Origin of the sequence: Pseudovibrio axinellae, assembly GCF_900110875.1 — a bacterium.
GTDB classification, from domain to species: domain Bacteria; phylum Pseudomonadota; class Alphaproteobacteria; order Rhizobiales; family Stappiaceae; genus Pseudovibrio; species Pseudovibrio axinellae.
This window is the reverse complement of the sequence record NZ_FOFM01000005.1, coordinates 142,204-168,843: the sequence shown is the minus strand read 5'-3', so window position 1 is coordinate 168,843 and position 26,640 is coordinate 142,204. Positions and strand designations below refer to the sequence as shown.

Annotated in this window: 26 protein-coding genes and 1 tRNA gene; 13 read left to right on the top strand and 14 right to left on the bottom strand. The window is 49.8% G+C overall.

From position 1 onward, the window contains the following. Nucleotides 1–119 precede the first annotated feature (119 nt). Both radC and map read right to left on the bottom strand, forming a co-directional pair. The gene (radC, locus tag BMZ51_RS12880) at nt 120–947 is read right to left on the bottom strand and encodes a RadC family protein (RefSeq protein ID WP_068001851.1); all 828 of its coding nucleotides are present in this window, start codon (nt 945–947) and stop codon (nt 120–122) included. Between the two features lie 22 nt (nt 948–969). Next, nucleotides 970–1,815 carry a type I methionyl aminopeptidase gene (gene map / locus BMZ51_RS12875; RefSeq protein WP_068001849.1) on the bottom strand — a complete coding sequence of 282 codons (846 nt, stop codon included), beginning with the start codon at nt 1,813–1,815 and terminating at the stop codon, nt 970–972. A 377-nt stretch (nt 1,816–2,192) separates the two neighbouring features. Here map and BMZ51_RS12870 point away from each other — a divergent pair. Together BMZ51_RS12870 and BMZ51_RS12865 are read left to right on the top strand one after the other, a co-directional pair. Further along, a tRNA-Leu gene (locus BMZ51_RS12870) sits at nt 2,193–2,278 on the top strand. A gap of 126 nt (nt 2,279–2,404) precedes the next feature. Beyond that, nucleotides 2,405–3,301, top strand: a complete 897-nt coding sequence (locus tag BMZ51_RS12865) for a LysR family transcriptional regulator (RefSeq protein ID WP_068001846.1) — start codon at nt 2,405–2,407, stop codon at nt 3,299–3,301. 70 nt (nt 3,302–3,371) lie between these two features. Here BMZ51_RS12865 and BMZ51_RS12860 read toward each other — a convergent pair whose 3' ends face one another. Further along, nucleotides 3,372–5,138, bottom strand: a complete 1,767-nt coding sequence (locus BMZ51_RS12860) for an OFA family MFS transporter (protein WP_068001843.1) — start codon at nt 5,136–5,138, stop codon at nt 3,372–3,374. A gap of 488 nt (nt 5,139–5,626) precedes the next feature. Beyond that, entirely contained in the window at nt 5,627–7,144 is a 1,518-nt protein-coding gene (locus tag BMZ51_RS12855) for a DUF3360 family protein (RefSeq protein WP_208979451.1), read from the bottom strand. 1,033 nt (nt 7,145–8,177) lie between these two features. Here BMZ51_RS12855 and BMZ51_RS12850 point away from each other — a divergent pair. The 3 genes from BMZ51_RS12850 (at nt 8,178) to sfsA (ending at nt 12,006) form a co-directional block, all read left to right on the top strand. Next, entirely contained in the window at nt 8,178–9,593 is a 1,416-nt protein-coding gene (locus BMZ51_RS12850) for a TrkH family potassium uptake protein (RefSeq protein WP_082825548.1), read from the top strand. A gap of 233 nt (nt 9,594–9,826) precedes the next feature. Next, the gene (locus tag BMZ51_RS12845) at nt 9,827–11,278 is read left to right on the top strand and encodes a TrkH family potassium uptake protein (protein ID WP_068001831.1); all 1,452 of its coding nucleotides are present in this window, start codon (nt 9,827–9,829) and stop codon (nt 11,276–11,278) included. A gap of 23 nt (nt 11,279–11,301) precedes the next feature. Then, complete coding sequence (gene sfsA / locus BMZ51_RS12840) at nt 11,302–12,006, top strand: DNA/RNA nuclease SfsA (RefSeq protein WP_068001828.1); 705 nt, start codon at nt 11,302–11,304, stop codon at nt 12,004–12,006. Between the two features lie 554 nt (nt 12,007–12,560). Here the strand turns inward: sfsA and gpt are convergent. The 4 genes from gpt to BMZ51_RS12815 all read right to left on the bottom strand — a co-directional run bounded on the left by gpt (nt 12,561) and on the right by BMZ51_RS12815 (nt 15,386). Beyond that, a complete protein-coding gene (gene gpt / locus BMZ51_RS12830) occupies nt 12,561–13,064 on the bottom strand; it encodes a xanthine phosphoribosyltransferase (RefSeq protein ID WP_068001822.1) in 504 nt (167 codons plus the stop codon). A 10-nt stretch (nt 13,065–13,074) separates the two neighbouring features. Continuing rightward, nucleotides 13,075–13,815, bottom strand: coding sequence for a competence/damage-inducible protein A (locus BMZ51_RS12825; RefSeq protein ID WP_068002778.1), 741 nt, complete (start codon nt 13,813–13,815; stop codon nt 13,075–13,077). 36 nt (nt 13,816–13,851) lie between these two features. Then, nucleotides 13,852–15,051, bottom strand: a complete 1,200-nt coding sequence (locus tag BMZ51_RS12820) for an FAD-dependent oxidoreductase (protein ID WP_068001819.1) — start codon at nt 15,049–15,051, stop codon at nt 13,852–13,854. Between the two features lie 89 nt (nt 15,052–15,140). Beyond that, nucleotides 15,141–15,386, bottom strand: coding sequence for a zinc-finger domain-containing protein (locus BMZ51_RS12815; RefSeq protein WP_175485026.1), 246 nt, complete (start codon nt 15,384–15,386; stop codon nt 15,141–15,143). A 290-nt stretch (nt 15,387–15,676) separates the two neighbouring features. Here BMZ51_RS12815 and BMZ51_RS12810 point away from each other — a divergent pair, with 290 nt between their 5' ends. The 6 genes from BMZ51_RS12810 to BMZ51_RS12785 all read left to right on the top strand — a co-directional run bounded on the left by BMZ51_RS12810 (nt 15,677) and on the right by BMZ51_RS12785 (nt 19,804). Beyond that, entirely contained in the window at nt 15,677–16,429 is a 753-nt protein-coding gene (locus BMZ51_RS12810; RefSeq protein WP_068001809.1) for an alpha/beta fold hydrolase, read from the top strand. Continuing rightward, nucleotides 16,426–17,298 carry an alpha/beta fold hydrolase gene (locus tag BMZ51_RS12805; RefSeq protein ID WP_068001802.1) on the top strand — a complete coding sequence of 291 codons (873 nt, stop codon included), beginning with the start codon at nt 16,426–16,428 and terminating at the stop codon, nt 17,296–17,298. The genes BMZ51_RS12810 and BMZ51_RS12805 overlap by 4 nt, the downstream gene beginning before the upstream one ends. Nucleotides 17,299–17,503: 205 nt before the next feature. Further along, nucleotides 17,504–18,352, top strand: a complete 849-nt coding sequence (gene cysE, locus BMZ51_RS12800) for a serine O-acetyltransferase (RefSeq protein WP_068001801.1) — start codon at nt 17,504–17,506, stop codon at nt 18,350–18,352. Between the two features lie 82 nt (nt 18,353–18,434). Continuing rightward, the gene (locus BMZ51_RS12795) at nt 18,435–18,650 is read left to right on the top strand and encodes a DUF3126 family protein (RefSeq protein WP_068001795.1); all 216 of its coding nucleotides are present in this window, start codon (nt 18,435–18,437) and stop codon (nt 18,648–18,650) included. Nucleotides 18,651–18,908: 258 nt separating this feature from the next. Beyond that, complete coding sequence (locus tag BMZ51_RS12790) at nt 18,909–19,223, top strand: DUF6949 family protein (RefSeq protein ID WP_068002775.1); 315 nt, start codon at nt 18,909–18,911, stop codon at nt 19,221–19,223. A 53-nt stretch (nt 19,224–19,276) separates the two neighbouring features. Then, complete coding sequence (locus BMZ51_RS12785) at nt 19,277–19,804, top strand: gamma carbonic anhydrase family protein (protein ID WP_068001791.1); 528 nt, start codon at nt 19,277–19,279, stop codon at nt 19,802–19,804. A 73-nt stretch (nt 19,805–19,877) separates the two neighbouring features. Here BMZ51_RS12785 and BMZ51_RS12780 read toward each other — a convergent pair whose 3' ends face one another. The 3 genes from BMZ51_RS12780 to BMZ51_RS12770 all read right to left on the bottom strand — a co-directional run bounded on the left by BMZ51_RS12780 (nt 19,878) and on the right by BMZ51_RS12770 (nt 22,298). Continuing rightward, the gene (locus BMZ51_RS12780; RefSeq protein WP_068001788.1) at nt 19,878–20,498 is read right to left on the bottom strand and encodes a transglutaminase-like cysteine peptidase; all 621 of its coding nucleotides are present in this window, start codon (nt 20,496–20,498) and stop codon (nt 19,878–19,880) included. A 369-nt stretch (nt 20,499–20,867) separates the two neighbouring features. Next, the gene (locus BMZ51_RS12775; protein WP_068001785.1) at nt 20,868–21,503 is read right to left on the bottom strand and encodes a PilZ domain-containing protein; all 636 of its coding nucleotides are present in this window, start codon (nt 21,501–21,503) and stop codon (nt 20,868–20,870) included. 105 nt (nt 21,504–21,608) lie between these two features. Beyond that, on the bottom strand, nt 21,609–22,298 hold the full coding sequence (locus tag BMZ51_RS12770; RefSeq protein WP_068001782.1) for a PAS domain-containing protein: 690 nt from the start codon (nt 22,296–22,298) through the stop codon (nt 21,609–21,611). A 442-nt stretch (nt 22,299–22,740) separates the two neighbouring features. Here BMZ51_RS12770 and BMZ51_RS12765 point away from each other — a divergent pair, with 442 nt between their 5' ends. Together BMZ51_RS12765 and BMZ51_RS12760 are read left to right on the top strand one after the other, a co-directional pair. After that, a complete protein-coding gene (locus BMZ51_RS12765; protein WP_068001779.1) occupies nt 22,741–23,511 on the top strand; it encodes a rhomboid family intramembrane serine protease in 771 nt (256 codons plus the stop codon). Nucleotides 23,512–23,675: 164 nt separating this feature from the next. Then, on the top strand, nt 23,676–24,107 hold the full coding sequence (locus BMZ51_RS12760; protein ID WP_068001776.1) for a CBS domain-containing protein: 432 nt from the start codon (nt 23,676–23,678) through the stop codon (nt 24,105–24,107). A 122-nt stretch (nt 24,108–24,229) separates the two neighbouring features. Here BMZ51_RS12760 and BMZ51_RS12755 read toward each other — a convergent pair whose 3' ends face one another. The 3 genes from BMZ51_RS12755 to folE all read right to left on the bottom strand — a co-directional run bounded on the left by BMZ51_RS12755 (nt 24,230) and on the right by folE (nt 26,486). Continuing rightward, nucleotides 24,230–25,243 carry a patatin-like phospholipase family protein gene (locus BMZ51_RS12755; RefSeq protein ID WP_244271355.1) on the bottom strand — a complete coding sequence of 338 codons (1,014 nt, stop codon included), beginning with the start codon at nt 25,241–25,243 and terminating at the stop codon, nt 24,230–24,232. 104 nt (nt 25,244–25,347) lie between these two features. Beyond that, nucleotides 25,348–25,818: a phosphoribosyl-AMP cyclohydrolase gene (gene hisI, locus BMZ51_RS12750; protein ID WP_068001771.1), complete on the bottom strand. Its 471-nt coding sequence runs from the start codon at nt 25,816–25,818 to the stop codon at nt 25,348–25,350. Between the two features lie 35 nt (nt 25,819–25,853). Next, entirely contained in the window at nt 25,854–26,486 is a 633-nt protein-coding gene (gene folE / locus BMZ51_RS12745) for a GTP cyclohydrolase I FolE (protein ID WP_068001768.1), read from the bottom strand. Nucleotides 26,487–26,640: the final 154 nt, after the last annotated feature.

Below are 26,640 nucleotides of genomic sequence, written 5' to 3'. Positions count from 1 at the left end.
TAAACGCACTTGCCCAGTCTTATGTTCTGAGAGTTTTCTTGAGTGAGCCTGTATTGAGAGAGTCTTTTGGCTTAGACGACAAAATAAAATGTGAATGGTGTTCTGCCGTTGGGGGCAGTTTAGATGAGTTGAAGCCCTCTGAAGCTGACATGCCCAGAGCCAGCAATGATAATATGATCGTGCAGGACAATGCCTAATGGTTCCAGCGTTTGTGAAATTTTTGTTGTCATTTCAATGTCCTGCCTAGAGGGAGTTGGGTCGCCGGACGGGTGGTTGTGAACCAGAATAATTGCGCAGGCGGAAAGTTCCAGCGCGCGTTTTGTGACCTCTCGCGGATAGACCGGAGTGTGGTCGACGGTTCCTGTTTGTTGGACTTCATCGGCAATAAGCCGGTTCTTTTTATCCAGGAAGAGGATTCGAAACTCTTCCTTATCATTGTGTGCCATTGCTGCTCGTACATATTCCAGTACTTTGCTCCAGGAGGAGAGCGGGTCTCGTTCCACAACTTGATCTTTTGCATACAGAATTGCTGCTGCCTGCATCTCTTTCAAAAAGCTGGCTGTGCGGGGTCCGCAGCCAGGGACCTCTTCCAACCGCTTGCGAGGAGCGGCAAGTACCTGCGCGAAAGAGCCAAATTGCGCAAGAAGCTCCTTAGCCAATGGTTTTGTATCGCCCTGCTTGATTGAGGAGAAAAGCAACATTTCGAGCATTTCATAGGACTGTAGGCCGTTGATGCCTGTGTCCTCAAAACGATCGCGAAGGCGGGCACGGTGGCCGTGATAATGTTTGCTGGCAGGCTTGGAGGGTTTGCTTTGGGTAGCAGGGGGTGGAGAGGCAGGCACGGTTGGTTCGCTCAAAGGGCCTTGCGCTTGCAGCGTAGGTGCGGCGGGTGCCTGCTCCTGAGGAGAGGGGGTTGCCTCATGAAACCCGAAAGTTGTTTGTTTCATTCCCTCTCCTTAACTGGTGCGTTTATGCAGCGGCTCCGGTTTCCGGTTCCATTGGATTGAAAAGGCCAGCTGGTGATTTTGTGAAGATGTCACAACCTGTTGAGGTAATGCCGATGGAGTGCTCGAATTGTGCAGAGAGGGTTTTGTCCCTTGTCTCTGCTGTCCAGCCATCTTTGAGAACTCGCACATCTGGCAGGCCAAGATTGACCATTGGTTCAATGGTAAAGATCATGCCAGGCATCAATTTAATGCCAGCACCTTTTTGACCGTAATGAAGGATATTAGGCATGTCGTGAAAGAGCTTGCCGACGCCGTGGCCGCAAAAATCACGCACCACAGAGCAGCGCTCTGACTCTACGTATTCTTGAATGGCGTGGCCAATATCACCTGTGGTGTTGCCCGGTTTGGCAGCGGCCAGCGCGCGCATCAAGGATTCATGCGTCACTTCAATAAGGCGTTGGGCTGCAGGTTTGAGCTTGCCAACTGGGTACATGCGGGAGCTGTCGCCGTGCCACCCGTCCACGATGTAGGTGACGTCGATGTTGACGATGTCGCCTTCTTTCAGCTTTTTCTTTGGATCTGGGATGCCGTGGCAGATGACACGGTTGATAGAGGTGCAGCAGGATTTGGTGTAGCCACGGTAGTTCAACGTTGCCGGAACGCCGCCGCGCTCTTTACCGAAGTTGAAAACGAAGTTATCAATTTCCTGTGTGGTGACGCCCGGGTTCACCAGTGGCACAAGCGCATCAAGGCACCCGGCAGTCATCTGGCTTGCTTTACGCATTCCTTCAAAATCTTCCTGACTGTAGATCTTGATCTGGCCAGTGTTTTTCAGGGGCGCTTTGGCAGCGTCTACGTACTCAACCATTTTCCCGTTTTTTCCTTGTTCCGTTTCGCGCAAGGACCAACGCAGATTACGTCATGAGGAACTGTAAAATGCCGCTGTATGCGCTCGCAAGCCCTGCTTCTCCGTAGAAGCATCTCCTATTTTTTTAGGGGGACTCTCTGGTGACCTCTGGTATTTTCTCACTTATATCGGGTATTTCTGATTAGGGTAGAGAAAAAAGAAGGCGGGAAGCTTAACTGCGCACGCATTTTGTTAAGAGCGCTGCTTTCCTTCGTTTGGCGGCGATATTGATGGTGTCTGCTGCCGCTTTATCCCGTGTAAACTACGCGAACTTTTTGGATAACAGAAAAGAGGCACTTGCACGAGACTGGTTTGCTCGTGTACTCAAGGGCCTACAAGCGGTCGTGGTGGAATTGGTATACACAGCAGACTTAAAATCTGCCGCCGATTAGGCTTGCGGGTTCGAGTCCCGCCGTCCGCACCAAACTTTCCCTTTTTAAAAAATATATTGCAAACAGGTGCAGACCTTTACCGTCTGGCCTGTGTTTGCTTGAAGACACTGTGTGATATAGAGCATTTCTATCAAGCATCGTGTGAAGGGTGAGCGTTTTTGGATATTCGGCAACTACAGTACCTGGTTACGTTGGCTCAGGAGCGTCATTTCACCCGAGCGGCGGCGATGTGTAATGTCACTCAACCTACATTGTCAGGACGAATCCGGCAGCTTGAGATTGAGCTCGGCGTCTCGATTGTGGAGCGCGGCAAGAAGTTTCATGGTCTCACACCAGAAGGGGAGCGTATTCTCGTCTGGGCGAAGAAGGTGATTGCTGATTGTAACAGTCTGCGAAATGAAGTGGCAGGCAAAAGTGCTGAGGTGTTTGGAAAGGTCAATATTGGCGTTATTCCATCTGCCGATGTTGCAACTGCCTCTCTCATTTTAGATTTGAAAAAGAGCCATCCGCACGCACATGCCACCATCCACCTGATGAGCCATAATGAAATTCATAAGGCTCTTGAGGATTATCAGATTGATGCGGGTATTACCTACACTCAGTTTAGTGACGCCAAGAAGCACAAGAGCTTTTCGCTTTATGAAGAGGGCTACAGGCTGTTCATGCCAGCAAGGCACCGTCTTGAAGGTGCTGAGGCGGTCGAGTGGGAAGCAGCTGTCAATGCTGGGCCTATGGTGGGGCTGTCTCCTAACCTGCAAAACAGAATGATGGTCGACAGCACTCTGCGGTTCTTAGGGGTTGAGCTTGACCCTGAGATCGAGGGAGATACGATCCCGTCTCTTGGCGGATTTATTCGCGCTGGCTACTGCGCGATCCTGCCTGAGTTTTCTGCGCTTTCGCTTGGTGATGGCGTGGTTTCTGTACCGCTTATCAAGCCGATTGTCTCACATAGCGTTGGAATGGTTATGACGAAGCGGGAGTTAGAGCCTGCAATCATCACAGCATTGGCGGAGTGTGCTGAACAATATACAAAGCCGTTGTTTCAGGAAAACTAGCGGTTTGGGTGCGACCTTGATGTAAACAAAGCCCGCATCTGATGCGGGCTTTGTTGTAGGAGTTTGTACCTTACTCAGCAGGCATTGGAGCTGATACTCGTTTGCCAGCAGGTTTGTGTGCTTCTCCCTCACCCAGCGCCTCCTCAGTCATATGATACTTCGGATTGACAGGCTTCATCAGCAGGTTGGAAACAAGTGCGGCGACGAGCAAGCCAGCCATGACATACATAGTGGTGTTGTAAAGGCTTGGCGTTGGGTCAACGGTGCCGTCTGGTGCAATTTCCATCAGCCTAGAGACAGAGATCGACTTTGCAGCGATGAGTTCTGCTAGTTTCTCTTTGCTCTCTCCAAATGTCTGGAGGAAGAGTGCGGGGTCAACTTTGTCCGAGAGCTCATAGATTTTGGCGTTTACGGACCGCTCTCGCAAGAACGTTATGAGGAACGGGCCTGCGACACCAGCGGCGGACCAGGCTGTGAGCAAGCGCCCGTGGATACCGCCGACGAATTTGGTTCCAAAGATATCTGCAAGGTAAGCCGGTATTGTTGCAAACCCTCCGCCATACATGGTGAAGATGGTCATGGTTGCTGCATAGAACATTACCAGCCACATGAGCGAGGGACTTGCGCCTGCCTCTGCTGCAATAAGCGGAATGGACAGGTAAAGCAGCGAGCCAAGAACGAAGAATGCAGTGTAGGTGTTTTTGCGACCGATGTAGTCAGAGAGAGTGGACCATCCCAGACGGCCTAATGCATTGAAGACAGAAATCATCAGGACGTAGGTTGCCGTGAACGCACCATCCACAATGGTTGGCATACCGTTGCCAAAAATCTCGTAGATCATAGTTTTGGAAACGGAAATTACGCCGATACCAGCCGTTACATTGAAGCACAAAACAATCCAGAGCTGATAAAATTGTGGCGTGCGCAATGCAGTGTCAATGTGAACGTGATGGCTTGTAATGAGACCCTGTTTTGCCGCGTCTTCTTTTGGTGGTTCCCAGCCGTTCGGTTTCCAGCCTGGAGCAGGAATGCGATATGCGAAAGAAGCCAGGAGCATCACCATAAAATAGAGGATGCCGAGGGTGAGGAAGGTTGAGGCTGCGCCCGTGTTCCCGGTGCCGGCAACATATACACCTGCCTTTGCGCCCTGAAATGCGGCTTCTGCTTGCGATGTGCTTACAACGATGGCCTCGACTTTTTGACCAGCGACTTGCGCATAGCGAATGCCGTTTTCTACCGTTGTTTGAACGTCAGCGAGCGGCCCCAGATAGTCTGGTGCTTTTGCAAACATGCTGAGCAGCCAGCTTTTTAGCGGAACGGCGATGATTGCGCCGCCACCGAAGCCCATGATTGCCATGCCTGTTGCCAGGCCGCGCCGGTCCGGGTACCAGCGGATCAAAGTGGAAACGGGTGAGACATAACCAAGCCCAAGCCCACAGCCACCAATAACCCCATAGCCGAGATAAAGCAGCCAGAGCTGATGGGTCATGATGCCGACAGAGCCGATAATGAAGCCTCCGCCCCAACAAAACGCGGCTGTTGTACCAACACAGCGAGGGCCGACCTTCTCAAGCCATTTGCCAGCAATGGCAGCTGAGAAACCAAGGAATAAAATCGCTACTGAAAAAATCCAGACGACTGAACTGAGAGACCAGTCTTGCGAAGATGGTGCGATGCCACCGACCTCTCTTATGAGGGCTGGGTTAAAGATACTCCATGCATAGGCAGAGCCAATACATAGGTGAATAGCAATGGATGCCGGTGGAACGAGCCAGCGATTGAAGCCCGGTTTGGCTACAATTGCTTCTTTAAGCATAAAATTTGGTATTTTAAACATCGGCAAACCTCTAAGTGACCAAAACAGAAAGTAAATTTCCCGCCCGCCGAACTGCTTCGATCTTATGTTGCGATCACATCGTCGTTCCAAAAGGCAAGCCGCTTTCAGGAAATGTGGCCAAGACGCCAACGCAAGGCAGGAGGTCTGCATCTCTAGGTAGAGTGTGCTCCTAATATTTATAGTGGTGAAATTGACAAGATCTATAACGTTATAGGTGTGAACTATTAGGTTGCTGTGGGAGTAAGGGCCACGGGGCCTTGTTAATCACTTGGTGAGGAGGTGGGGATTTACTGAATCTGCTAGAACTAACAGATGTGTGGGGCACATCAGCTGCGGCAGGCACGGTTAGTGCGGACACCTTTTGCCTTTGTTGGGTGCGTTGCGAAGATATGGGCGTATTGAGATGTGTATTGTTCAATTGAGAGCTGAAACGAAAAAGCGCACCAATGTAGGTGCGCTCGTTTTTCTTAAGTTGTTTGGTGTTCGACTCACAGGATAGCTGGAATACCTGGCAGCATGCCAACAGCAGCCATTGCCAAAGTACACACGATGACGGCACCTGCTGGAATGATGATACGATCTGTAAAGCTTAGGCGTTTTGCCCGCTCTTTGTCGCCAATCAAACCGTTGTTGTCGAGGAACATGGTGATTGCCCATGCCAGAACCGGGTTAGTGACGAGCGCTGCAAAGATACAGATACCAGCGGAGTTGGTGTCATTGCTGGACTTAACCATCTGCAGGCCTGCTTCCAGAAGAGGCAGGAAGACGCCAACAAGCAATGCACAGGACATGACTGGCTGCCATACCGCAACATCCATTGGATAGCCGACGGTTGCAATAACGATGCAAAGGATACCCAAGAGGATTGCACCTGCTGGGATTGGACGCTTCGCAATTGCAGCTGGGATCATGTATGTGCCCCAGGACGAGGTGATGTTACCGCCGCCAAAGAATGTGCCGGTGAACTGACGTAGAGAACAACAGGTCATGGTGTCATCGACGTCCATGAGCACTTTGTCGGTGTTCTTAGGGTAGTTTAGTTCCTGGAAGATGCGGTGGCCGAGGAAGTCAGGGGACCACATTGCAACAGCCAGAATTGCCCAAGGCAGCGATGCGATAAAGTGGCTGACGTTCGGGATGCCAAGCTGCCAACCAGTTTCGGTTGAGCCCCACCAGTACCATGGATTCATGTTTGGCAAGCCGGGAGCGGTGGTGAACTGCAGATCAACGCCAGCGCCAAGAGCCAAGGCCAGAGCAACGGCGACGATAGAGCAGGCCGGAATTGCAAGCCAGCGTTTGCCGATTTTGGCAAGGAACGCATAAAGCACGATGTTTACAGCAAAGATCGCGAGCGCGACATAGGAAAGGCTGTAAGTAAGCTCATGCTTGTCCTGCAAACCGCCTGCCCAGGAGAATAGGGATGTGATCTGCCCCTTTGCTCCCATGAAGCCGAGGAATGCAAGCAAGCCACCCGCTACGCCCTGGCTGGTCAGGTTCACCAGACGGGACCCGCCTTTGAAGTAACTCAGGAGCAAACCAAACACACAAACAAGGGCCGCCAGTGCCAGTGGGTGTGCACCTGCAAGTGCGATTGAACCAATAAGCGGGATCATTGGGCCGTGGTTGCCTGCAAGGTTTGCACGCGGGTTTAGGAAGCCAGAACCGATGATACAAAATAGCAAGGCTGGGATAAGCATTTCAACGCGGACCACTTCAATGATCCACTCAGCACCAAGGTTGACGCCAGGCCATTTGGCGGTCAAGCCAGTTGCCCATGCTGTCATAACCGCAGAATACATGACAGAAATGCCGATTGTACCTGCAATTGCGGGTACAAAATCTTCCATTTCAAAACGGAAATCGCGGCCCGGCAGGTTGAGACCCCAACGGCGCGGCTTCATGATCTGAAGTTCGTGGTCCAGGTATTCTGTGCGGGTTTCAAACTCGCTGGCCGGCTTATGCGCCTGACTATAGGATTCTTCTTGCTTGTCTGTTTGCTGCAGCATAACAGCCATTCTCCATAAAACTGACCGGAGAAGGAGAGTGTGGCTTCACAGTGCTTGCTTATTGGGCGAAGCAGATGAAGGCATCTCAATTCGTAATCTGAAATTCTGGTTTGCCGGGAGGAACTGGAAGCGTCAGGAGCTTGTTTGTTAACTGCATACTCATTGGGAGGTCATGTGAAATGCAGAAAACAGTAAGTTCATGCGTGCTGTGTTTATTCCGTTGGATGCCCTAATCACTTAGCTGGACCTTGCAAGCCATAAATTCAGATCATGAAAACCCTTCTCTAGTTCTTCAGTTCCGTGAGTTCCTACCTAAAATGACGTAGGGAAGCTTACGGTGTTCAACGAGAATTTGCAGAAGGTTGCAGCTTAAATGAAATTGTATGAGTCTATCGGGTTATCGATGAAATCTATAAGAGGCGAAAATGCGACAATATGAGCTATCTCTTTGATTTCATTAAGTTGCACCGTTTGGATGACCGGTGAAGTTTCAGTGAGTAATATCCCATTTAAAACAACAGTATAATGAAATTGATTCAGTTTTCGTATGTGTTTGAAGTGAAAATAAATGTGATCAGACGGTCACATCCTGTCGCGGTATAATGACGTATAGGTAGTATTGTCGCAGTGCTGTGGGAATTCGTGATGCAAGTGTTTTTGCGGGTTTAAATTGGTCTTTAAAAGCACCAAGCGGGCATTTCATGTGAGAGTTGCCCGATGAATTGAAGGGGTAGGTGTATGCCAGTGGCTGGTGCTCAGGACAGGTTATGTAAAAAAAACTTGGCGACCTCATACTTTTGACGTAGATAGCGCTCCATGTTGACGGGCTTTCTGCAGGTCTGTCATTCTCCTTCAGAAGTTCACTTCCCAGTAACCTCGAAATTCATCGGACCGATTAGTTGTGTCCGCTTGTTGAGAAGCTTAACTGAGATTCTGTAGGATTTGAGATTAAAGCTTGTTGGTGCATTCGCCTTAGGCGGCGCCTCATCTTGAGACGAGAGATATTATGACACTGGTGGGTCCCGTGTTTCGGGTGCTTGGATACTTTATGGTTGGGCTGGCCATTTTGATGCTCGCCCCGGCATTGCTGGATCTATATTTCAGCAATCCTGACTGGGTTGCGTTTGCGCTCTCTTCCCTTTTTGTTGGCTTGTTTGGCCTTCTGCTTGCTGTTTCAACAGCCAACTACAGGCTTACTCACCTTTCACTTCGTCAGGCCTTTCTCCTCACGACAGTTTCCTGGGTCGTGATGCCAGCATGTGGTGCTTTGCCTTTTCTTAGCCTGGGCATTGGATTCGAAAATGCATTCTTTGAGAGTGTTTCCGGTTTTACGACGACTGGCTCTACGGTCCTTATCGGACTTGACGGAATGCCTCCGGGATTGTTGTTCTGGCGTTCGTTGACGCAATGGGTTGGCGGGGTTGGCATCATCGTGATGGCGATTTTGCTTATGCCGCTGCTGCGTATTGGTGGTATGCAGCTGTTTCGCACTGAAAGCTCTGACCGTGGTGAGAAGATTGTTGCCCGTGCGACTGATCTGACGCGCTTGATTGGCAGCGTTTACATCATGTTGACGCTGGCTTGTGCCACTCTCTATGTGTTTTCAGGTATGACGCTGTTTGATGCCGTGAACCATGCCATGACGACGCTGTCTTCTGGTGGGTTCTCCACTCATGATGCCTCTTTTGCTTACTTTCAAAGTGAAGCTGCTGAGTGGGTTGCTGTTGTATTTATGATGGCCGCTGGGCTGCCCTTTGTGGTGTTGATTAAGTCTTTGACCAAAAACCCAAAGGCATTGATGCAAGATCCTCAGGCGCGTGTGTTCATCTTCGTGGTGATTATACTCTCCAGCCTGACAGCGCTTTATCTTGGTGTTGAGAATAAATTCACTTTCAACAGGGCTGTTGTGGAAGCGTTATTCGTGGTGGTTTCGATCATTACGACCACAGGATACGGGCTTGGTGATTATACAGCGTGGGGCCCGCCGATGATGGGCTTCTTTTTGCTGCTGACCTTTATTGGTGGCTGTACCGGCTCAACGAGCGGCGGTATTAAGATATTCCGCTTCATCGTGTTCTTTGGCACTGTACGGGCATACATGAACAAGATGATCCGGCCTGATCAGGTTGTGCCTGTGCGATATGGAGATACGAAGATCACGCCCGATCTGGCGTTTTCTGTTCTTGCATTTTTGGTGGTCTATATGGCTACTGTTGGCCTGATCACCGTTATCTTAGGCGGTCTAGGGCTGGACCTCGTGACGGCCATAAGTGCAGCGACCACGGCTATTTCAAATGTGGGGCCGGGTCTGGGCTCAGTGATCGGTCCTGTCGGCAACTTTGCTGATATCCCAAGCAGTGCAAAAATTGTGCTATCTGCTGCAATGCTGTTGGGGAGATTGGAACTCTTTACCGTGCTGGTGCTGTTTAATCCTGAGTTCTGGCGCTGACGTAACGTCCGCGTAAATGTGATGCTACATTATATGGGGATTTCGAAGGTAATTGGCGGTATTCTTATTGTGTGAATAGGTAGTTCCCCAATTAATTCAATTGCCAGATATCACTAAGTGTCTTAAACCAATGCTTCACGAATTTCTTTGAGCATGCCGTTCTAATCTCGTCCGTTGTGGGACAATATGTGACTAGCGGGCGGACAAATTTGGGTTTGATGTCGGCGGTATAGATGTTGGTTTCCATACGACCCGTTTTAAGTGTGCTTGGTTACCTTTATGTCGGCCTTGCTGCTGCCATGCTCATCCCAGCTTATGTGGATGTCGTGTCACGTAATGCTGACTGGCAAGCCTTTATTATTTCAGCTTTAATTACTGGCCTTATTGGGATGCTGCTCATAGTTGCTATGGGCGATGCGTTGCGTGATGGGCTTGATACGCGTCAGACTTTTATCCTGACTTCATTGTGCTGGGTTTCGTTGCCTGCCTTTGGAGCGCTCCCGTTCTTCTGGCTCGGAATTGCTTATGTTGATGCGGCATTTGAGGCTGTTTCAGGTTTCACCACTACAGGGTCTACGGTACTGACGGGGCTTGATTCTCTTCCGCCGGGGCTGCTTGTCTGGCGTTCTTTGATGCAGTGGATGGGCGGCGTTGGCATTGTGGTTATGGCGATTGTTTTGCTGCCATTTCTGCGTGTTGGCGGTATGCAGCTGTTTCAAACAGAAAGCTCTGATCAGAGCGAGAAGATCGTTAGTCGTTCTGTGGAGCTGATCCGCCTGATCAGCCTGACCTACCTTTTGCTGACCAGCCTTTGCATCATACTCTACTGGTTTTCCGGGATGACGATGTTTGATGCCTTCAATCATGGGCTGACGACGATTGCGACGGGTGGCTATTCAACACACGATGACTCGTTTGGTTTCTTCACAAACCCGGTAACGGGCTGGATTGCTATTGTCTTCATGATTGTTGGGGCGCTTCCGTTTGTGTTGATTATTCAGGCGCTGCGTGGTCAGCCGATGCGGCTGTGGCGCGATCCGCAGGTGCGGGCGTTCCTTTGGATGGTGGGCCTTATCTCACTTGCCCTGACTATCTATCTGGGGGCTTCTGGTAATGCCGAGAGCTTTGGAAATGCGATCCTTCAGGCAACGTTTAATGTGATTTCCGTGGTGACCGGAACAGGCTATGCCATGGGGGACTATACCACCTGGGGTGCGCCGGTGATTGGTCTTGCGTTCCTGCTTAAGTTCGTTGGCGGGTGTACCGGCTCAACGACCGGCGGTATTAAGATCTTCCGCTTCCTTGTGTTCTTTGGAACCGTGATCGCGCATATGCGCAGAATGGTCCGCCCAAATCGTGTGATCTCTGTGAGCTACGGGAATACCCATCTGACACCAGAACTGACGTTCTCTGTTCTGGCGTTCCTTGTGGTTTACATCGGTACAGTTGGCATTCTTACGCTGATCCTTTCGCTGTTCCATCTGGATCTGGTGACCGCCGTGTCTGCTGCCGCAACCTCTGTTGGTAATGTTGGGCCGGGCCTTGGGACGATGATTGGACCTGCTGGTAACTTTGCGCCGCTGCCTGATCCGGTAAAGTGGATCCTATGCTCTGCGATGTTATTGGGACGCCTTGAGCTGTTTACGGTTCTTATTCTTCTGGATCCTGATTTCTGGTCCAAATAATCTGAGTAATTTGGAAGGTCGCTATGCGATTTGATGTACCGCTGGTTACTGGCCGGCTGATTAAGCGTTACAAACGGTTTCTAGCTGATGTGACGCTCGATGATGGCGGTGCTGAAATCACAGCACACTGTGCCAACTCGGGCTCCATGATGGGCTTGAAAGATCCGGGCATTAAAGTCTGGCTGACGCCAAATGATGATCCTAAGCGTAAGCTGAAGTACTCCTGGGAGTTGCTCGAGATTGATGGTGCTATGGTGGGCATCAATACCAGCCGTCCGAATGGTCTGGTGGAGGAAGCGATTGAAGCAGGCCGTATTCCTGAGCTTATGGGTTATGAGAAACTGCGCCGCGAAGTGAAGTACGGTAAGAACTCCCGCATTGATCTTCTGCTGGAAGGTGAGGGTGATACACGTACCTATGTTGAGGTGAAGAACGTTACTCTCGCGCGTGAAGGCGGGGTTGCCGAGTTTCCTGATGCTGTGACAGCACGTGGTGCAAAGCATCTGGATGAACTAGCTGACATGGTCCGCGAAGGCCACCGCTCGGCCATGGTGTTTCTGATCCAGCGTGATGACTGCGATGCGCTTGTCCTGGCCCGTGACATCGATCCGAAATACGGTGAGGCTTTTGATGCGGCTGTGAAAGCGGGTGTTGAGGTCTACGCGATTGGGTGCCGTTTGAGTGCTGATGAGATCATCGCGGACCGGGCTATTGAGGTGCGGTGTTGACAGGTCTACGTTGTGTAGCTTGCGGATTTAGTTAAGTAAGGTCTACAAAGTAATATGAAGTTTGCTCCGAGACACCTAACTGTGCTGATTTCTGTTTCCTTGTGCACAGTGGCTTTTTGCAGTTTTGCGCCAGGCTTTGATGATAACTTGTTTTGGGTCGGTGGCTTATGTTTTATATTGAGTTCCGTACCATTTGCTGATTTCTGGGGCGGAGCTGGTAAAGTCGGCTGGTGGTGCGCTGGTCGAGGTGCTTTAGGGGCATTTGCTTTAGCGGGCTTGTTTTTTTGGAGCTTTGAGACTTTAAACTCTATGGATACAGCAGCTTTTCAGTTCGTAAATCCGTTTGCTATACTTGTCATGTTTTATCTAGCGGGCCTGACTGTCGTGTTCGTCTATTCACCGGCCTTTCTAGTGGCATTTTGGATCACGCAGAAAGTATCGGTATACGTTGGAAGGCGTTGGCCATATTGGGGATCTATTTCTCCAAATATTAAAAAGCCCCGGCGGGGAGGCCGAGGCTTTTGAAACTCTTTTGCAGAATTCCGGAGGGTTGATTAGCCTGCGGTATCTTTCGAGATAGGTGGCTGGAACTGCATGCTCAGATCCCATGGGAAGTAGACCCAGGTGTCCTGAGAAACTTCGGTCACAATGGTATCAGCCAGATCGCGGCCCATTGGCTTTGCATAGACGCTTGCAAAGTGTGCTTTTGGCAGCATTTCGCGAACAACTCTTGCAGTCTTACCGGTGTCGACCAAATCGTCGATGATGAGAATGCCTTCGCCGCCTTCAGAGCCGACCACTTTGGGGTCGATTGGCTTGATGACCTTCAACTCACCCTGATCGTCGTAATCATGGTAGGACGCAATGCAAACTGTTTCGATGGTGCGAACACCCAATTCGCGCGCAATAATGCCAGCTGGAACAAGACCACCACGTGTGATGGCTACAATCGCTGTAAATTCGCCTTTGTCGGCGAGGCGCCAAGAGAGGGCACGGCAATCGCGGTGGAATTGGTCCCAAGAGACCGGGAATGCTTTGGATTGCTGCTGATTATCCATGTGTCTTCTTTCAAAGAAATTTTGTCTTTGCAGCTTCTACTGCTGCTCGGACGGCTTCACTGGCCTGTTCCAGTACATCATTTGCCCTAGATCGCACAACAACCTGTGTGGAAAATTTTCCATCTTTTGAATGTGGATATGAGCCAATCGAGGTTTGAGGGAAGTTTTCCTGTATTTTCCCAAGTTCGGTTGCGATGCTGCTTTCTGCAAGTGGCGCGTCAATCGTCACGGAAAGCATCTTCTGGCCGGTTTTCAATGTAGGTGTGATTGCTAAAACCATGGCCTGCATGATCTGAGGTACGCCCGCCATGACGTGTACATTCTCCAGCCTGAAACCAGGTGCGATGGAAACGGTGTTTTCGATTAGGTCTGCGCCAGCGGGAATGCGGGCCATTCGCTGACGCGAGACGTTGAAGTTCCCTTCGCCATAATAATCTAACAAAAGCTGATAGGCGCGGGGATCCAGATCGATGGAAACACCAAAGGCTTTTGCGACAGCGTCTGCTGTGATGTCATCGTGTGTTGGGCCTATGCCGCCAGATGTGAAGACGTAGGTATATTCGCTGCGAAGTGCATTGATTGCTTCCACGATCTTTTGCTCAACATCAGGAACAACGCGCACTTCACACAGATCAATACCAAGATCAGTCAGATAGGATGCCAGAAAGCCAATGTTTTTATCTTTTGTTCGGCCAGACAGGATCTCGTCGCCGATCACAATATAGCCTGCGGTGATAATTGTTGTGCTCATGACTTTTTGCATTCCCTGAAAACTAAAATTGTTTGGTTAATCGATGTCGTCTTCTGGCGTCCATTCATAGATCCAATTCAAGCGGTCCAAAAGCTGGCTTGGTGTATTGGATTTCATTACGATGTTTCGCGCAATGCAAAGAGGGAAGCCCATGTGATAGACCCAGTCATTTTGCTTCACCAGCCTGCTCATCCTTTCGATGCGTGGTCGGCGGGCAGCTTCATATGACTGGAGCGCCAGTGGCGTTGCGCCGTGCTTATCGACCATTTTGGATAGCACCGCGGCATCCTCGATCGCCATCGCGGCTCCTTGAGCGGAGAATGGCAGAATTGCATGGGCGGCGTCACCGATCAGAGTGACCGGACCTTTGGTCCATGGGTGTCTCGTATCAACCTGGCATAGCGACCAGCGCGTCCATGTTTCAGGCAGGTCAATGAGACGTAGGGCTTCTGGCGCCCATTTTTGGAAATGCCCGCGTACATGATCTCGCTCTACTGGGTGTGACCAGCTTGTTTCCTGCCATTTTTCTTTGGTGACCGCTACGATATTGAGCAGTTTGCCGTTCTTCACCGGGTATTGAACCAGATGGGTGTTCCGGGCCAGCCAAAGACCTGATGTGCTGAGAAAATGTTCTAAATCAAATGTCGGTTTCGCGGTCGCTCTGTAAGCGACAAAGCCGGTGTGCCTTGCAGGTGCGCCACCCAGCGCATTTTGCCGAATGTTGGAGCGCACACCATCTGCACCGATTAACAGGTCAAAGGTTTCAGGTAGGCCAGCTTGTTCCTGAGAAAAGTCAGGCCCAATCAGCTTGACTGCCGTATCGGTGATTTCGGCATCTTCGATTTTCGTGTTGAGGTGAAGTTGCACCTCTGCAGTTTCCAATACCGCTTCCAGCAAAAGCTGTTGCAGGTCTGCCCGATGAATGACGTAATAGGGCGCGCCATAGCGGTCTTCGGCAATGCGTCCCAAGGGCACGGTCGCCAGCTTGGCACCATTGTTTCCAGAGCGAATAATTATGCTGGATGGTGAGACTGCGCGTGCCATCAGAGCCGGGCCTAAACCGAGCGCTTGTAGGCACTTTATGGCGTTAGGCGTTACCTGAATTCCTGCTCCGACTTCGGAAAGCTCCGTTGCAGCGTCAAACAAATAAACACGGTGGCCTTTGCGAGCCAAATATAGAGCAGTTGTAAGTCCGGCAATGCCGGCTCCTGTGATAGCGATATTTTTGGGTATCATTACGCAGCTTGCCTGCCGTGCTTTACCTGACCCATATCGGCCCAGGTAAAGCAGGGGAGTTAATCATAGTTGACTATCTGAAGAGTGGGTTAACCCGCATCAGGTGACCATACGCAGTCAGCAGGGCTGGATTCCTTTGATCCCAGTTCTGCATCGTGGTGGTACAGCGTAGAGCAATACGGACAGACGATGTTATCGTCAGCACCCATATCAAGGAATACATGCGGGTGATCTAATGGTGGTCTGGCGCCAATGCACATAAATTCTTTGGCGCCAATTTTGATTGAATCTACACCATTGCTGTTGTGGAAGTGAGGTACGACTTTATCGGCCATTTGTTTCGCCAAGCTCCAAGGAACAAAATTTGTACATGACATTAAAATGGTTCTGCTCAAAAAAACAGGTTTTGAAAGCGAATGATTGCTAAACAACCTATGCGGTCCACAACTGTACTGCGGTTTTTTCCGTAGCATTGCTCTTTTAACGCAAAAACGCTTTTGTTTCAGTCTATGACAATAGTTAAGGGACTAATCCAAATTGATAGGTCTTTGGTCTTTTCTTTCCTGATACTTACAATTACGCTCCCCTAAATCCTTAGTTTTCCTGTGTGCCAGTGTTAGATGATATGCCAATATACAATAATAATGAACGTCCTATCGCTTATCTTGATGAAGGAGAGGGTGATCCAATCCTTCTGATTCATGGCTTTGCATCTAACAAATTCGTCAATTGGGTTTACCCTGGTTGGGTTGATTTATTGGTGAAGGATGGCCGCCGCGTTATTGCAATTGATAATAGAGGGCATGGCGAGAGCTACAAATACTATAATGCAGAGGACTATGGTGCTCCTGTAATGGCAGAGGATGCACTTCGGCTGCTGGACCACCTTTATATCGACCAGGCAGATTTGCTTGGGTATTCAATGGGAACTCGTATTTCCGCGTTTTGTGCCCTGCAAGCACCGGACCGTGTGCGCTCGCTTGCTCTTGGTGGGATGGGGTATGGATTGATTTCTGGTGTTGGAAACCCGGAGCCAATCGTTAAAGGCCTTTTGGCCGAGAAAATCACTGATGTGACGGATCGGACAGGGCGCACCTTCCGTGCGTTTGCAGAACAGACGAAGTCTGACCGAAAGGCTCTGGCTGCGTGTATGCAGTCCGCGCGAAAGCCAATTTCTGAAGAAATGGTTTCTACGATTACCGCACCAACGTTGGTTGCTGTTGGTACAAAGGACGATGTTGCGGGAGATCCGCAAGCGCTGACAGATTTGATGCCTAACGCCCGGTATTTGGAAATTGCCAACCGGGACCATATGACGGCAGTTGGCGACAAGGTTTTCAAAGAAGGCTTATTAGAGTTTCTGGAGCAATTTACATGACAAGCGATACCCACGAATTCATCGGAGCTGACGGAAACCTCCTTGTTGCTGACCGGTTTGGTACAGAGGGCCAAACCGTGATGATGATGCACGGAGGTGGACAGACAAGGCACTCATGGGGCAAGACTGCCAAAATGATTGCTGGAGCTGGTATGCAGGCTTTTTGCCTGGATATGCGTGGGCATGGTGACAGTGCGTGGGTTGATGGGGACAGATACCTCTTTTCTGACTTTGGTGCAGATGTTGTAGCTGTGGCCGCTCAAATTCATGAGAAAACTGGTATTAAGCCAATAGCAATCGGCGCTTCCTTAGGGGGGATTGCCTCTATTATGGCAGAGGGCGCTTTGAGCCCCGGTGCGTTGGCTGGTGTGATCTTGGTGGATGTTACTCCGCGTTTGGATGAAAGCGGTGTTCATAAGATTCTCTCGTTCATGGCCGAAAAAGTAGAAGACGGGTTTGGTAGTGTTGAAGAAGCAGCGGATATGATTGCTTTGTATTTGCCGCATCGGAAGCGTCCCAAGACGCTGGATGGCCTTTCCAAAAACCTACGACTGCGCGAAGATGGACGGTATCGGTGGCACTGGGATCCTCGGTTTATCAATGGCCATGCAGACCGTGGTGAGTTGCAGGACAAAATACAGGGCGAGCTGTTGAAGGCGACTGCTAACTTAACTGTACCGAGCATGCTTGTTCGCGGGGCAGCGTCTGAGTTAGTGAAACAGAGCCATGTCGATGAATTTCTAGAGCTGGTCCCGCACGCAACATTCACAGATGTGAAAGAAGCAGGTCATATGGTGGCAGGGGATGTGAATGACGTTTTCACGGCCGCGATTATGCCGTTCTTAAAAGAGTACCAAGCAGCCGCTTAAAAATAGAATAGATTTCTAGCTGTAACGCCTTACGTAGTCCCTACTTTTAATTCCTGTAAGGAGTTTGGTACGAGTTTTCTCTAATGGCAATACTGCGTGATGTACTATAGGCGGATAATTCATTGTCATTGGGTGGGGCTTGGATTGAGCCGGGCTGCACCCATTTAGGTTTGAATAAGTCCTATTTATAAAGGAACGTTCTTTCATGGTGCAAATTCCTTCCAGTAGCCCGGAAGAGTTCGCTTCTCATGACCCTGTTTGGGATCGTGTGAAAGCAGAAGCTCAGGCCATGGCCAGCTCTGAACCTGCGCTTGCGTCGTTTGTTTATGAGACGGTGTTGAACCATTCTTCTTTAGAGGAAGCGATTGTTCATCGTGTGGCTGACCGATTGGGTCATGTGGTTGTTTCTTCTTCTCTTATTCGTCAGACATATTTGGATGTGTTGGATCAGGCTCCTGATATTGTTCAGGCATTGCGTGTTGACCTTAGTGCTGTTTTTGATCGTGATCCTGTATGTGACCGGCTCTTGGAGCCTCTCCTTTATTTTAAAGGATTCCATGCGCTGCAGACCCATCGGTTAGCCAATTGGTTATGGAAACAGGGACGAGAGGACTTTGCGCTGTATCTGCAGAGCCGCAGCTCTGAAGTGTTCCAGATGGATATTCACCCTCAAGTTCCAATTGGGCGGGGAGTCTTCTTTGATCATGGTACTGGCATCGTGGTTGGTGGAACTGCTGTGATTGAAGATGATGTCTCCATTTTGCAAGGTGTGACACTTGGTGGTACGGGCAAGGTCACTGGTGACCGTCATCCGAAGATCCGTCAGGGTGTGCTGATTGGTGCTGGTGCCAAGATTTTGGGGAACCTTGAAATTGGACATTGCTCCAGGATCGCAGCTGGGTCTGTCGTTCTCAAAGACGTTGAGCCATGCACTACAGTCGCTGGTGTTCCAGCTAAGATTGTAGGAGAAGCTGGTTGCGACCAGCCGGCTCGCGCCATGGACCAAATGATAGGGCAAGGTCAAGAACTTTCCTCGCAAAACAAACAAGGATAAGCTAGTTTCCGAGGGTTGGCATGAGGTCAAACTTGTATAGTTTGTGCCCCAAGTTTGATGTGACAATAGTAAGGAGACGGCTGTGAAGCCTGATGAAATTCGTAAGGTGCAAACCTACATGCGCAATACTTTCAAGTCCCAAGGCTTGGAAGTGCGTGCACGTCCTCTTAAAGATGACTCTGCAGAAGTTTATATTGATAACGAGTTTCTCGGTGTCATCTTCCGTGATGAGGAAGATGGAGAGCTGAGCTGGAACTTCCAGATGGCTATTCTTGAAATTGACGTGGATGGCCTTTAAGGCAACACGCAAGATCAGATAGATTTGAAGGGCTCCTTTTCGGGGCCCTTTTTTGTTTCATGTTGGCATACAGTAGGCCATAGCTGTTTTGAAACGGAACAAACCTGCGCCTTGCGATGCGATCCCGTGATGAGAAACTTCTCAACGCTAATAATTACAATTGCTTAATTGAGGATAGCGAACGGTACAGAATTTGCTTTCATAAGCACAGTACTACCTTTGGTGTTGGATGAGCCGACCAAGAGTTGGGAGATGCGCATGTTAGGCGAATTGTTTGTTGCCGGGTTCATCGCGGCTTCCGGTTTTGTAACTGCAGGTGTCTTTGGAAGCTTCTACCATTTGGTGACTGGTGAGCCTGCGAGGTTTTTTGGAGAGATGAACGGGCCGGTTTCTGGCTTAGTACTGTTGATAATGTGGCTCTTTGCCGGGCCGTTTATATTTATGCGAAACGCGATACAGAACTATTATCGGGAGATGTTTAGTCCAAAAATGCTCGCTGCTGCTGGCGGGCTTGCGACAATGTGGAGCATCTGTTCTGGGACAATCGTTCTGGGTATTATCTTGGTACTTTGAGTGTCTCCTATGCTAAATTTCATAGGGTTGATTCTGTAGTGTTGGAGATCCCTGTGCCTTTTTACAAACTTGGAGACGTAAGCCCGAAACTGCCTGAAAACGGGAACTACTGGGTAGCACCATGTGCAAGCCTGATAGGAAACGTTCAGCTGGATGAAGAAGCAAGCATCTGGTTTGGAGCTGTTTTGCGTGGTGACAATGAACTCATTCACATTGGCGCACGTTCCAATATCCAGGACGGTTCGGTTTTACATACGGATTTGGGGTATCCTCTCGTTATTGAAGCAAATTGTACCATCGGTCATAAGGCGATCTTGCATGGTTGCTGCGTGGGAGAGGGGTCTTTGATTGGTATGGGGGCGACCGTGCTCAATGGCGTAAAGATCGGGAAAGGTTGCATTATTGGAGCGAATGCTTTGATCCCCGAAGGCAAGATCATTCCAGACGGTTCTTTGGTTGTGGGAACGCCAGGCAAAGTTATTCGTTCATTGGATGAAAAGACCAGAGCTATGCTTATTCGCTCTGCTGATGGGTATGTAATGAACTCCCAGCGGTTCAAATCACAATTGGTTGAAATTTAGCTGTTTCGATAAAGAGATGAGAAAGCCGCAGAGAATTTCTGCGGCGTCTTCAATTGACAGGGCGCTGGCTGTCTTATTCAGGAATGCTGGCGACTGTGGTAACGCGCTTATCAGAAATAGCAGACCATGCTGCGGCGTTACGAGCGGACTGCCGTTTTACATAGCGGTAGGGCGTTGAGTACCAAGGCAAAATTGAGGTGACCTGATTATCAAGAATGAGATCACCCTGATCTGTTCTCACGCTCAGGACTGCATGGCCGCCGTTATCCAAGTCTTTGACAACTGTGATGAGAAGGGCGCTTGGAGGCCATCCCAAGTTGATCAACTGGCGTTGTTTTTCCAACACATACTCTTCGCAGTCACCAGCTCCTTGCGGATACGTCCAGTATTCTGCAACGCCAAAGAGTTGATCGTCAGTCAAAGGACGTACGTTGGCGTTGATGTTTGTGTTGATGTCCAAAAGCTCTTGCCAGCGTTCTTTCGTCAGGCGAACAACCAGAGGCGTGTTTGTGCCATACTCGCATTGGACAGGGTAATTTCGACAAAACTCACGGTGACCAATCGGGGCACTGGCCTGACCAATAACTGGCATAAAGCGTCCAGGAACCTGCTCAGCATTCGCATGAGATAGGCCTAGTAATCCGCTTATCACGATACCAAATACACTTTTCGCGAACAGCTTGTACTCAAACACAAGTAGAGCCCTCCAACCTTGGACGGGCCTACTTTCAGACGCTCTGTTTTATTTGGTCATAAATCGAATACGTATAATTTAATCAAATTAGCGCGGTATTTAATCCAAAGTTTTATTGCAATTGATTTAAATAAACGCAAAATTAGATTTAAAATTAATTCAAAATGTAACTATATCACGAAACCGCAGGAAACTAGGATTTCTAAAGGTGTTTTGCGATAAGCGCGTTGGGCAAGCTGCTTGTGAACTAGGCTTTGAGAGTGAACGCATGCTTAAAGCATACGAAATTTGCCAGAAATATTTTTCAAATTATTTTAAAAATCTAAGTTGAGTCCTAAACCGAAATGTCCGTTTTGGCGTGTTGTTCATCTAATGCTCTTCAACATGTGAGATATGGTTCTCCAGCAGCTGCTGATTCTGGACAGTGGCAAACTCAACAGCAACGCCGTCTTCGAAGTGGCGCACGATACGCGCTCGCATTTTTCCTAGTGTTATTGGTGTGCCAAGTGCAGGGCGTACATCGGTTTTCAGTGCGGCACCGGACAGAGAAACGTCAACGATCCGACAGGCGTACTCCCTGTTGTCAGGCAGGATAATTTTTGAGATTGGGTTCTTTGGAACAAAGCGATCGAATCTGCGGTCCTCGGGCAGGTTGAGTTCGTCTTTGTTTGCTAGCCATGTCAGTACCGATGCCAGCTTATCGCGTTTGCGGGCGCTGGCATTCACTGTCATGGCGAAGCCGCCATCAATTTCCCGGACGATCTTGCCTTCGATGCGGCCAATATGGTCAAGGTAGGCGATTACGCGTTCACCAATCTTCCCGACAACAGGAGAGATGAAAGCTGCGCCACCTGGTGACATGTTTACGACCTGGCAGGGATATTCGCGCCTGTTTTCCAACATGAAGCGGCCTAATACATTGACGTCAACGCGAGAAAAACGGCGCTTGTCAGGTCCTTTTGCTGCTAATGCAGCAATTCTGTTGGTCGCTGTGCGCCCGTCCATTTGCCCAAGAATCCCAAGTACGCGATAATTGATAGATACAAAACTTGGGCCAAACCCTATGAAAGCAAGGTTAACAGAGTGGTAACTCTGGCGAAATGTACAGGTTTATATTTTGCCGCCATCAACGACCCTTAGGTGTGCCACTTGTCTGCTATTTGGGATTGGGACTGTTTTGGGCGGAGTCGGGCGTGTTAGTCGGCCTGTGCGATTCACTCTTGGTTCCATTGGGCCAACTGCGCGGTGGGAAGGGGTTCCAAAATGTGGAACACATTCATTTCCATCACTGAAAATCGGGTCATCATCGTCTGGCCAGATTAGCCTAAGGTTGTTTATTTTTTGCTTTGTGACGGGCTGGACGCCGAGCCAGAACGGGCGTTTCAAAGGAGCCATGCATCCTAAAATCCGCGTACAGCCCTCGCCTTGCACTCGAATTGGCAGGAGTAGCACCTCTAAATCAACTGACTGGTCCATATCGGTGGAGCCAGTGAAACTGATGACCGCGGCAGCTCCGTCCTTTGTAATTGCTGAGAGCATGGCGGTGACGGCTTGTTGATCTTTGTCATCCCAGCCGACGAGAAAGTTCCGCCCTTTCAGTTCGCGGCAAAAGAGAGAGCACAATCGTGTGCCGGCAAGGCGAAACCTGAACTGCTTTTGCTTGGCCAGTTCCAGAATAAAAGTATCACCCAGTACGCTTTTTATCGCTGAGGGCTGGATATCTCCGCGTTCTGGTGCGGGGCGTTGCGCCCGTATCTCGTCCCAGTATTCAAATAATATCCGCGATGCGCCGTGTTTCATATTCTTCCCACCCCAGCCCGTTGATTGGGTGCCCCGATTGACGCTAGTGTCCTTTTTATGGACTTCTTTAACTAGCCGTTGGTCTATGGTGGGGGTTAAGCAGGGAGCATGCCAAACTAGAGAGAAATCAAGATATTGATCAAATTATTGTCTTGGTTGATGGTTTTGTTTGCTATGCTTGAACTCTCGGAGTACTTCCGCCCTTGTTTCATTGGTTGAGCTGCTGGCATGCCTAGTGTTTTGTAAATGCTGATGGATGCATCGCTATTTTGTTGCCTTGGCATCGTTTAGAGATGGAAAGACCAGCTCCTGACCGGGAGGACCTTTAGGAGTTGATGATACGTGAGGTCTGTCCACGTCTCGTATGTCCGGGTGATACTTGCGCAGGATGCCAAGTTGTTCTAGTTCAAAATGGGACACTAATTTTCGGATATGTAGTGAAATGAACCAATCCAATGAAGAGCATATGGCACCGCGCAACCCAGAGTTTCAGCAGCCACCACGGGAGCCAATGTTTAATCTGCCAACCGTAGTTGTTGGCTTGTCATTGGTACTGATCGGAATACATCTCGTTCGGGTGTATGTTTTATCTGCGAGCACTGATTTCCTGGCGCTACGTCTGTTTGCATTTTGGCCAGTTCGTTATCTGAGCGGCTTCATGGACTCATATTCCTGGCCAGGTGAAACAGCTTCCGCGATCTGGAGCTTCCTGACCTACGGTTTTCTTCATGGGAGTGCGCAGCATATTGGCTTTAACCTGCTGTGGATGGCGGTGTTCGGGAGCGCGGTTGCGCGGCGTTTTGGTGCCCCCCGTTTCTTGCTCCTTTCTGCTATCTGCGCCATTGCTGGTGCCGCAGCTCACCTTGCGACCAATTGGGGGCAGAGCATTCCGGTAATCGGGGCATCAGCAGCCGTTTCTGGCCAGATGGCGGCGTCCTTGAGGTTTATCTTTGAGGCTGGAGGGCCAATGGGGTCGTTTAGACGTCTTGATACTGCCGCCTATGCTGTGCCTGCCAGACCCTTGATGGAAGCATTAAGTGATAGACGTGTGTTCACATTCATTCTTGTTTGGTTTGGGCTAAACTTCCTCTTTGGTGTCTGGTCGACTCCTCTTACCGGGGAAGGTGTCAGTGTCGCATGGCAAGCTCATGTTGGTGGATTCTTTGCAGGGCTTATCCTCTTTCCTCTGCTTGACCCAATCAAGTCGCGTTGAAGGAAGCTATAAAATTCTTAGCTAACTACATATGTTAGCAGCACTTAATTTGCTGACTTGGAAAGTATTGTTTTTTTATGCCATGATGCCGTAGGGTTAGAAATACTCTCTTCCTCTTTTTTCTATGAGAAAGAAGAATGGCATAAACAAATGAGGAGGTCGCGATGACAGTTGCTGCCATATTGAACGGCAAAGGGCGGGACGTTTTTACCGAGCCGAGTACTCGCAGTTTAAGTGAGATTTGTGCAAGCCTTGGTGGACGGCGCGTGGGTGCAATCGTGTTGTGTGATGAGCCCGGCGTGATTGTCGGTATCGTTTCTGAGCGTGATGTTGTGCGAGCCATCGCCATGGAGGGGACTGATGCACTGTCGCATCCTGTCAGTGAGTACATGACAAAAGAGGTCACCGTTTGTACAGAGGCGGATTCAGTGACCGGTTTAATGGCGCTGATGACTGAAGGACGGTTCCGTCATATGCCTGTCGTGGAAGATGGGAAGCTCATTGGCCTGGTCTCAATCGGCGATATTGTCAAATTCCGGATCGCTCAGGTCGAGCGAGAGGCTCATGATTTGAGAAACTATATACAAGCCGTGTAACGTAAGTGAAAACTGCTGTGTTGCTTGGACATAGCAGTTTCGCTTTGTCGAGGTCTGATAGACACTTATCTTGTGCCAGTGGATTTTTGTAGAAGACACGCAAGATGTTTGTTCTACAAACGTTATGGCTGCATCTCTGCCAGTTGATGTAGCTCAGGCAGTGCACGACATGTAGTTTCATAGCCGACGCGTATGGCCTCTTCCCCACGATGAAAATCGAACAGACCCAAATGTGACAGGCGTAATGTTAAGATCGAGTCTGGTGGGTCGCCTGCAAGGCGTGAGCGGCCGATCCTATCCTGAATAATATTGTAGCTGTCCATCATAACCCCCGAAATGCCCGGAAGAGCTTTGGGTTTGCCGCCAAATATCTGTCGGCGCAAAACACGTTTAATTGTGCCGCCCGGATCTTTTAGGAGTCTGCTTTCAATTTCTGGGATCATATCCTTGGGAATTGGGGGGAGCTCATGGACAACAGTGGAGCCGCGGCCAAAGGTATCTGAATTCAGATTTATCGCTATTACTGCTCTGGCACCCATCGCGCGGCAAACTGACACCGGGATCGGGTTTACCAGCGCCCCATCCACTAACCAGCGGCCACCATAGGCAACAGGTTCGAAGACGCCGGGCAGCGACGTTGTGCATCGCATCGCTTGAGCGAGTGGGCCATTTTTTAACCAGATTTCATGCCCCGTGCCCAGCTCGGTCGCGACTGCGGCGAAGGGTCGGTCAAGATCCTCGATCATGATGCCACCAAAGTGGTCTTCAAATAAGGAAAGGACTTTGTTACCGGAAATGAGGCCTGATCCACCGAACGACAGATCAACCATGCTGAACACACGGCGACGAGAAAGAGTGAGGACCCACTCTTCAAGCTGATCCAGTTTGCCGCAGAGATAGCAGCCGCCAACAACAGCGCCGATTGATGTTCCTGCGATGAAATCTAACTGAATACCTGCTTCGGAGAGGGCTTTGAGGACACCGATATGGGCCCAGCCGCGTGCAGCGCCACCGCCAAGAGCCAAGCCAATTCCAGGCGTTATTTCCGGATCAGGCGCATTTGACGGTGTTTCAGGTTCTTGATCCTGTTCTGTAGGCTGTCTGCTGGTAGGCCAAAGAGATATTTTTGGCAGCACGGCCTTCTCCCCGTCTGTCAGTCAGTGAATGAATTGTCATCCTTACCTTACGGCAAGTATGGTCCATAAACCTATAAAAAGACAGAATTTGGGCGCAGAGAAACCTATTGATTTTCTCCATAAACTTCTTGGGGGTCATATGTCGGTGACGCTTCTGATTTTTCTAACCACACCTCACCGGTATCGTCCGATTTAACCGTTCGGAAGAAACAGGAACGATAACCGACATGACAGGTTGCGCCGTTGCCGTGAACCTTAACGCGAAGCCAGATAGCATCCTGGTCGCAATCGGTTCTGAGCTCAATGACTTCTTGAACCTGGCCGGAAGTGCCACCCTTTTTCCAGTACTCCTGGCGAGAGCGGCTCCAATACCAAGCTTCGCCAGTTTCTATTGTCCGGCGTAGGCTTTCGGCGTTCATGTATCCGACCATAACCAGCTCGCCACTTTCAAAGTCGGTGACCGCAGCAACAATCAGGCCGTTTTCGTCAAATTTTGGGCGCAGCTCATCGCCAAGCTCAACTGTATTTTTGTCAGCTCGCGGCGCGAAGCCGCCGGCCTTTATATTCGTCGACATGAATTGCTCGAATTTCTAAGAATGAATGGCCTGGCTTAAGAGCGGACCATTGTCATAAAGCGAACCTGCTCTGATGCATCATTTTCGAAGGCACCACTGAACCGGTTTGTGAGTGTTGATACACCTTGTTTTTGTATGCCACGCATGGACATGCACTGGTGCTCTGCTTCGATCATTACGGCAACGCCACGTGGAGCCAGGTATTTTTCGATTGCAGTAGAGATCTGCACCGTCAGGTGTTCCTGTGTCTGCAGGCGGCGTGCAAAAATGTCTACAACACGTGCGATCTTAGAAAGCCCGACCACCGCGTGATTTGGATAGTACGCAATGTGCGCCTTGCCGGTGAAAGGAAGAACGTGATGCTCACAGAACGATGTGAAGCTAATATCTTTGAGTAACACGATGTCGTTGTATCCACCGACTTCTTCAAAGGTGCGCTCCATATGCTCGCGCGGGTCCTCTTTATAGCCAGAGAAAAGATCCTCATAAGCTTTTACGACACGCTTTGGAGTATCCAACAGTCCCTCGCGTTCGGGATCGTCACCGATCCAATGAAGAAGAACACGTGCAGCGGCTTCAGCTTCAGCCCGGCTAGGGCGGTTGGGGAGCTTGTTGTCTTCTGTAGCCGTGGGATCGGTGTCAGTAACCGGTCTCAAAACAGCGTCCATATTATGTCTCCAACAATACGCAGGTGATGTGTAACTTAAGACATACAGCTCTTAAAAAAACACTGAACCCGCCATAGGCTCCTGCGCAAAAACTATTTTCGATGGCCTGTTCTTAAATCAGGCTCTTTGCGTTGTCTTATGCAAAACTGCGTCT

Coding starts and splice junctions, on each gene's coding strand:
- radC (WP_068001851.1), bottom strand. CDS start 947: ATGAAACAAACAACTTTCGGGTTTCATGAGGCAACCCCCTCTCCTCAG.
- map (WP_068001849.1), bottom strand. CDS start 1,815: ATGGTTGAGTACGTAGACGCTGCCAAAGCGCCCCTGAAAAACACTGGC.
- BMZ51_RS12860 (WP_068001843.1), bottom strand. CDS start 5,138: ATGTTTAAAATACCAAATTTTATGCTTAAAGAAGCAATTGTAGCCAAA.
- BMZ51_RS12855 (WP_208979451.1), bottom strand. CDS start 7,144: ATGCTGCAGCAAACAGACAAGCAAGAAGAATCCTATAGTCAGGCGCAT.
- BMZ51_RS12845 (WP_068001831.1), top strand. CDS start 9,827: ATGTTGGTTTCCATACGACCCGTTTTAAGTGTGCTTGGTTACCTTTAT.
- sfsA (WP_068001828.1), top strand. CDS start 11,302: ATGCGATTTGATGTACCGCTGGTTACTGGCCGGCTGATTAAGCGTTAC.
- gpt (WP_068001822.1), bottom strand. CDS start 13,064: ATGGATAATCAGCAGCAATCCAAAGCATTCCCGGTCTCTTGGGACCAA.
- BMZ51_RS12825 (WP_068002778.1), bottom strand. CDS start 13,815: ATGAGCACAACAATTATCACCGCAGGCTATATTGTGATCGGCGACGAG.
- BMZ51_RS12820 (WP_068001819.1), bottom strand. CDS start 15,051: ATGATACCCAAAAATATCGCTATCACAGGAGCCGGCATTGCCGGACTT.
- BMZ51_RS12815 (WP_175485026.1), bottom strand. CDS start 15,386: ATGGCCGATAAAGTCGTACCTCACTTCCACAACAGCAATGGTGTAGAT.
- BMZ51_RS12810 (WP_068001809.1), top strand. CDS start 15,677: ATGCCAATATACAATAATAATGAACGTCCTATCGCTTATCTTGATGAA.
- BMZ51_RS12805 (WP_068001802.1), top strand. CDS start 16,426: ATGACAAGCGATACCCACGAATTCATCGGAGCTGACGGAAACCTCCTT.
- cysE (WP_068001801.1), top strand. CDS start 17,504: ATGGTGCAAATTCCTTCCAGTAGCCCGGAAGAGTTCGCTTCTCATGAC.
- BMZ51_RS12790 (WP_068002775.1), top strand. CDS start 18,909: ATGTTAGGCGAATTGTTTGTTGCCGGGTTCATCGCGGCTTCCGGTTTT.
- BMZ51_RS12775 (WP_068001785.1), bottom strand. CDS start 21,503: ATGGACGGGCGCACAGCGACCAACAGAATTGCTGCATTAGCAGCAAAA.
- BMZ51_RS12770 (WP_068001782.1), bottom strand. CDS start 22,298: ATGAAACACGGCGCATCGCGGATATTATTTGAATACTGGGACGAGATA.
- BMZ51_RS12765 (WP_068001779.1), top strand. CDS start 22,741: ATGAACCAATCCAATGAAGAGCATATGGCACCGCGCAACCCAGAGTTT.
- BMZ51_RS12760 (WP_068001776.1), top strand. CDS start 23,676: ATGACAGTTGCTGCCATATTGAACGGCAAAGGGCGGGACGTTTTTACC.
- hisI (WP_068001771.1), bottom strand. CDS start 25,818: ATGTCGACGAATATAAAGGCCGGCGGCTTCGCGCCGCGAGCTGACAAA.
- folE (WP_068001768.1), bottom strand. CDS start 26,486: ATGGACGCTGTTTTGAGACCGGTTACTGACACCGATCCCACGGCTACA.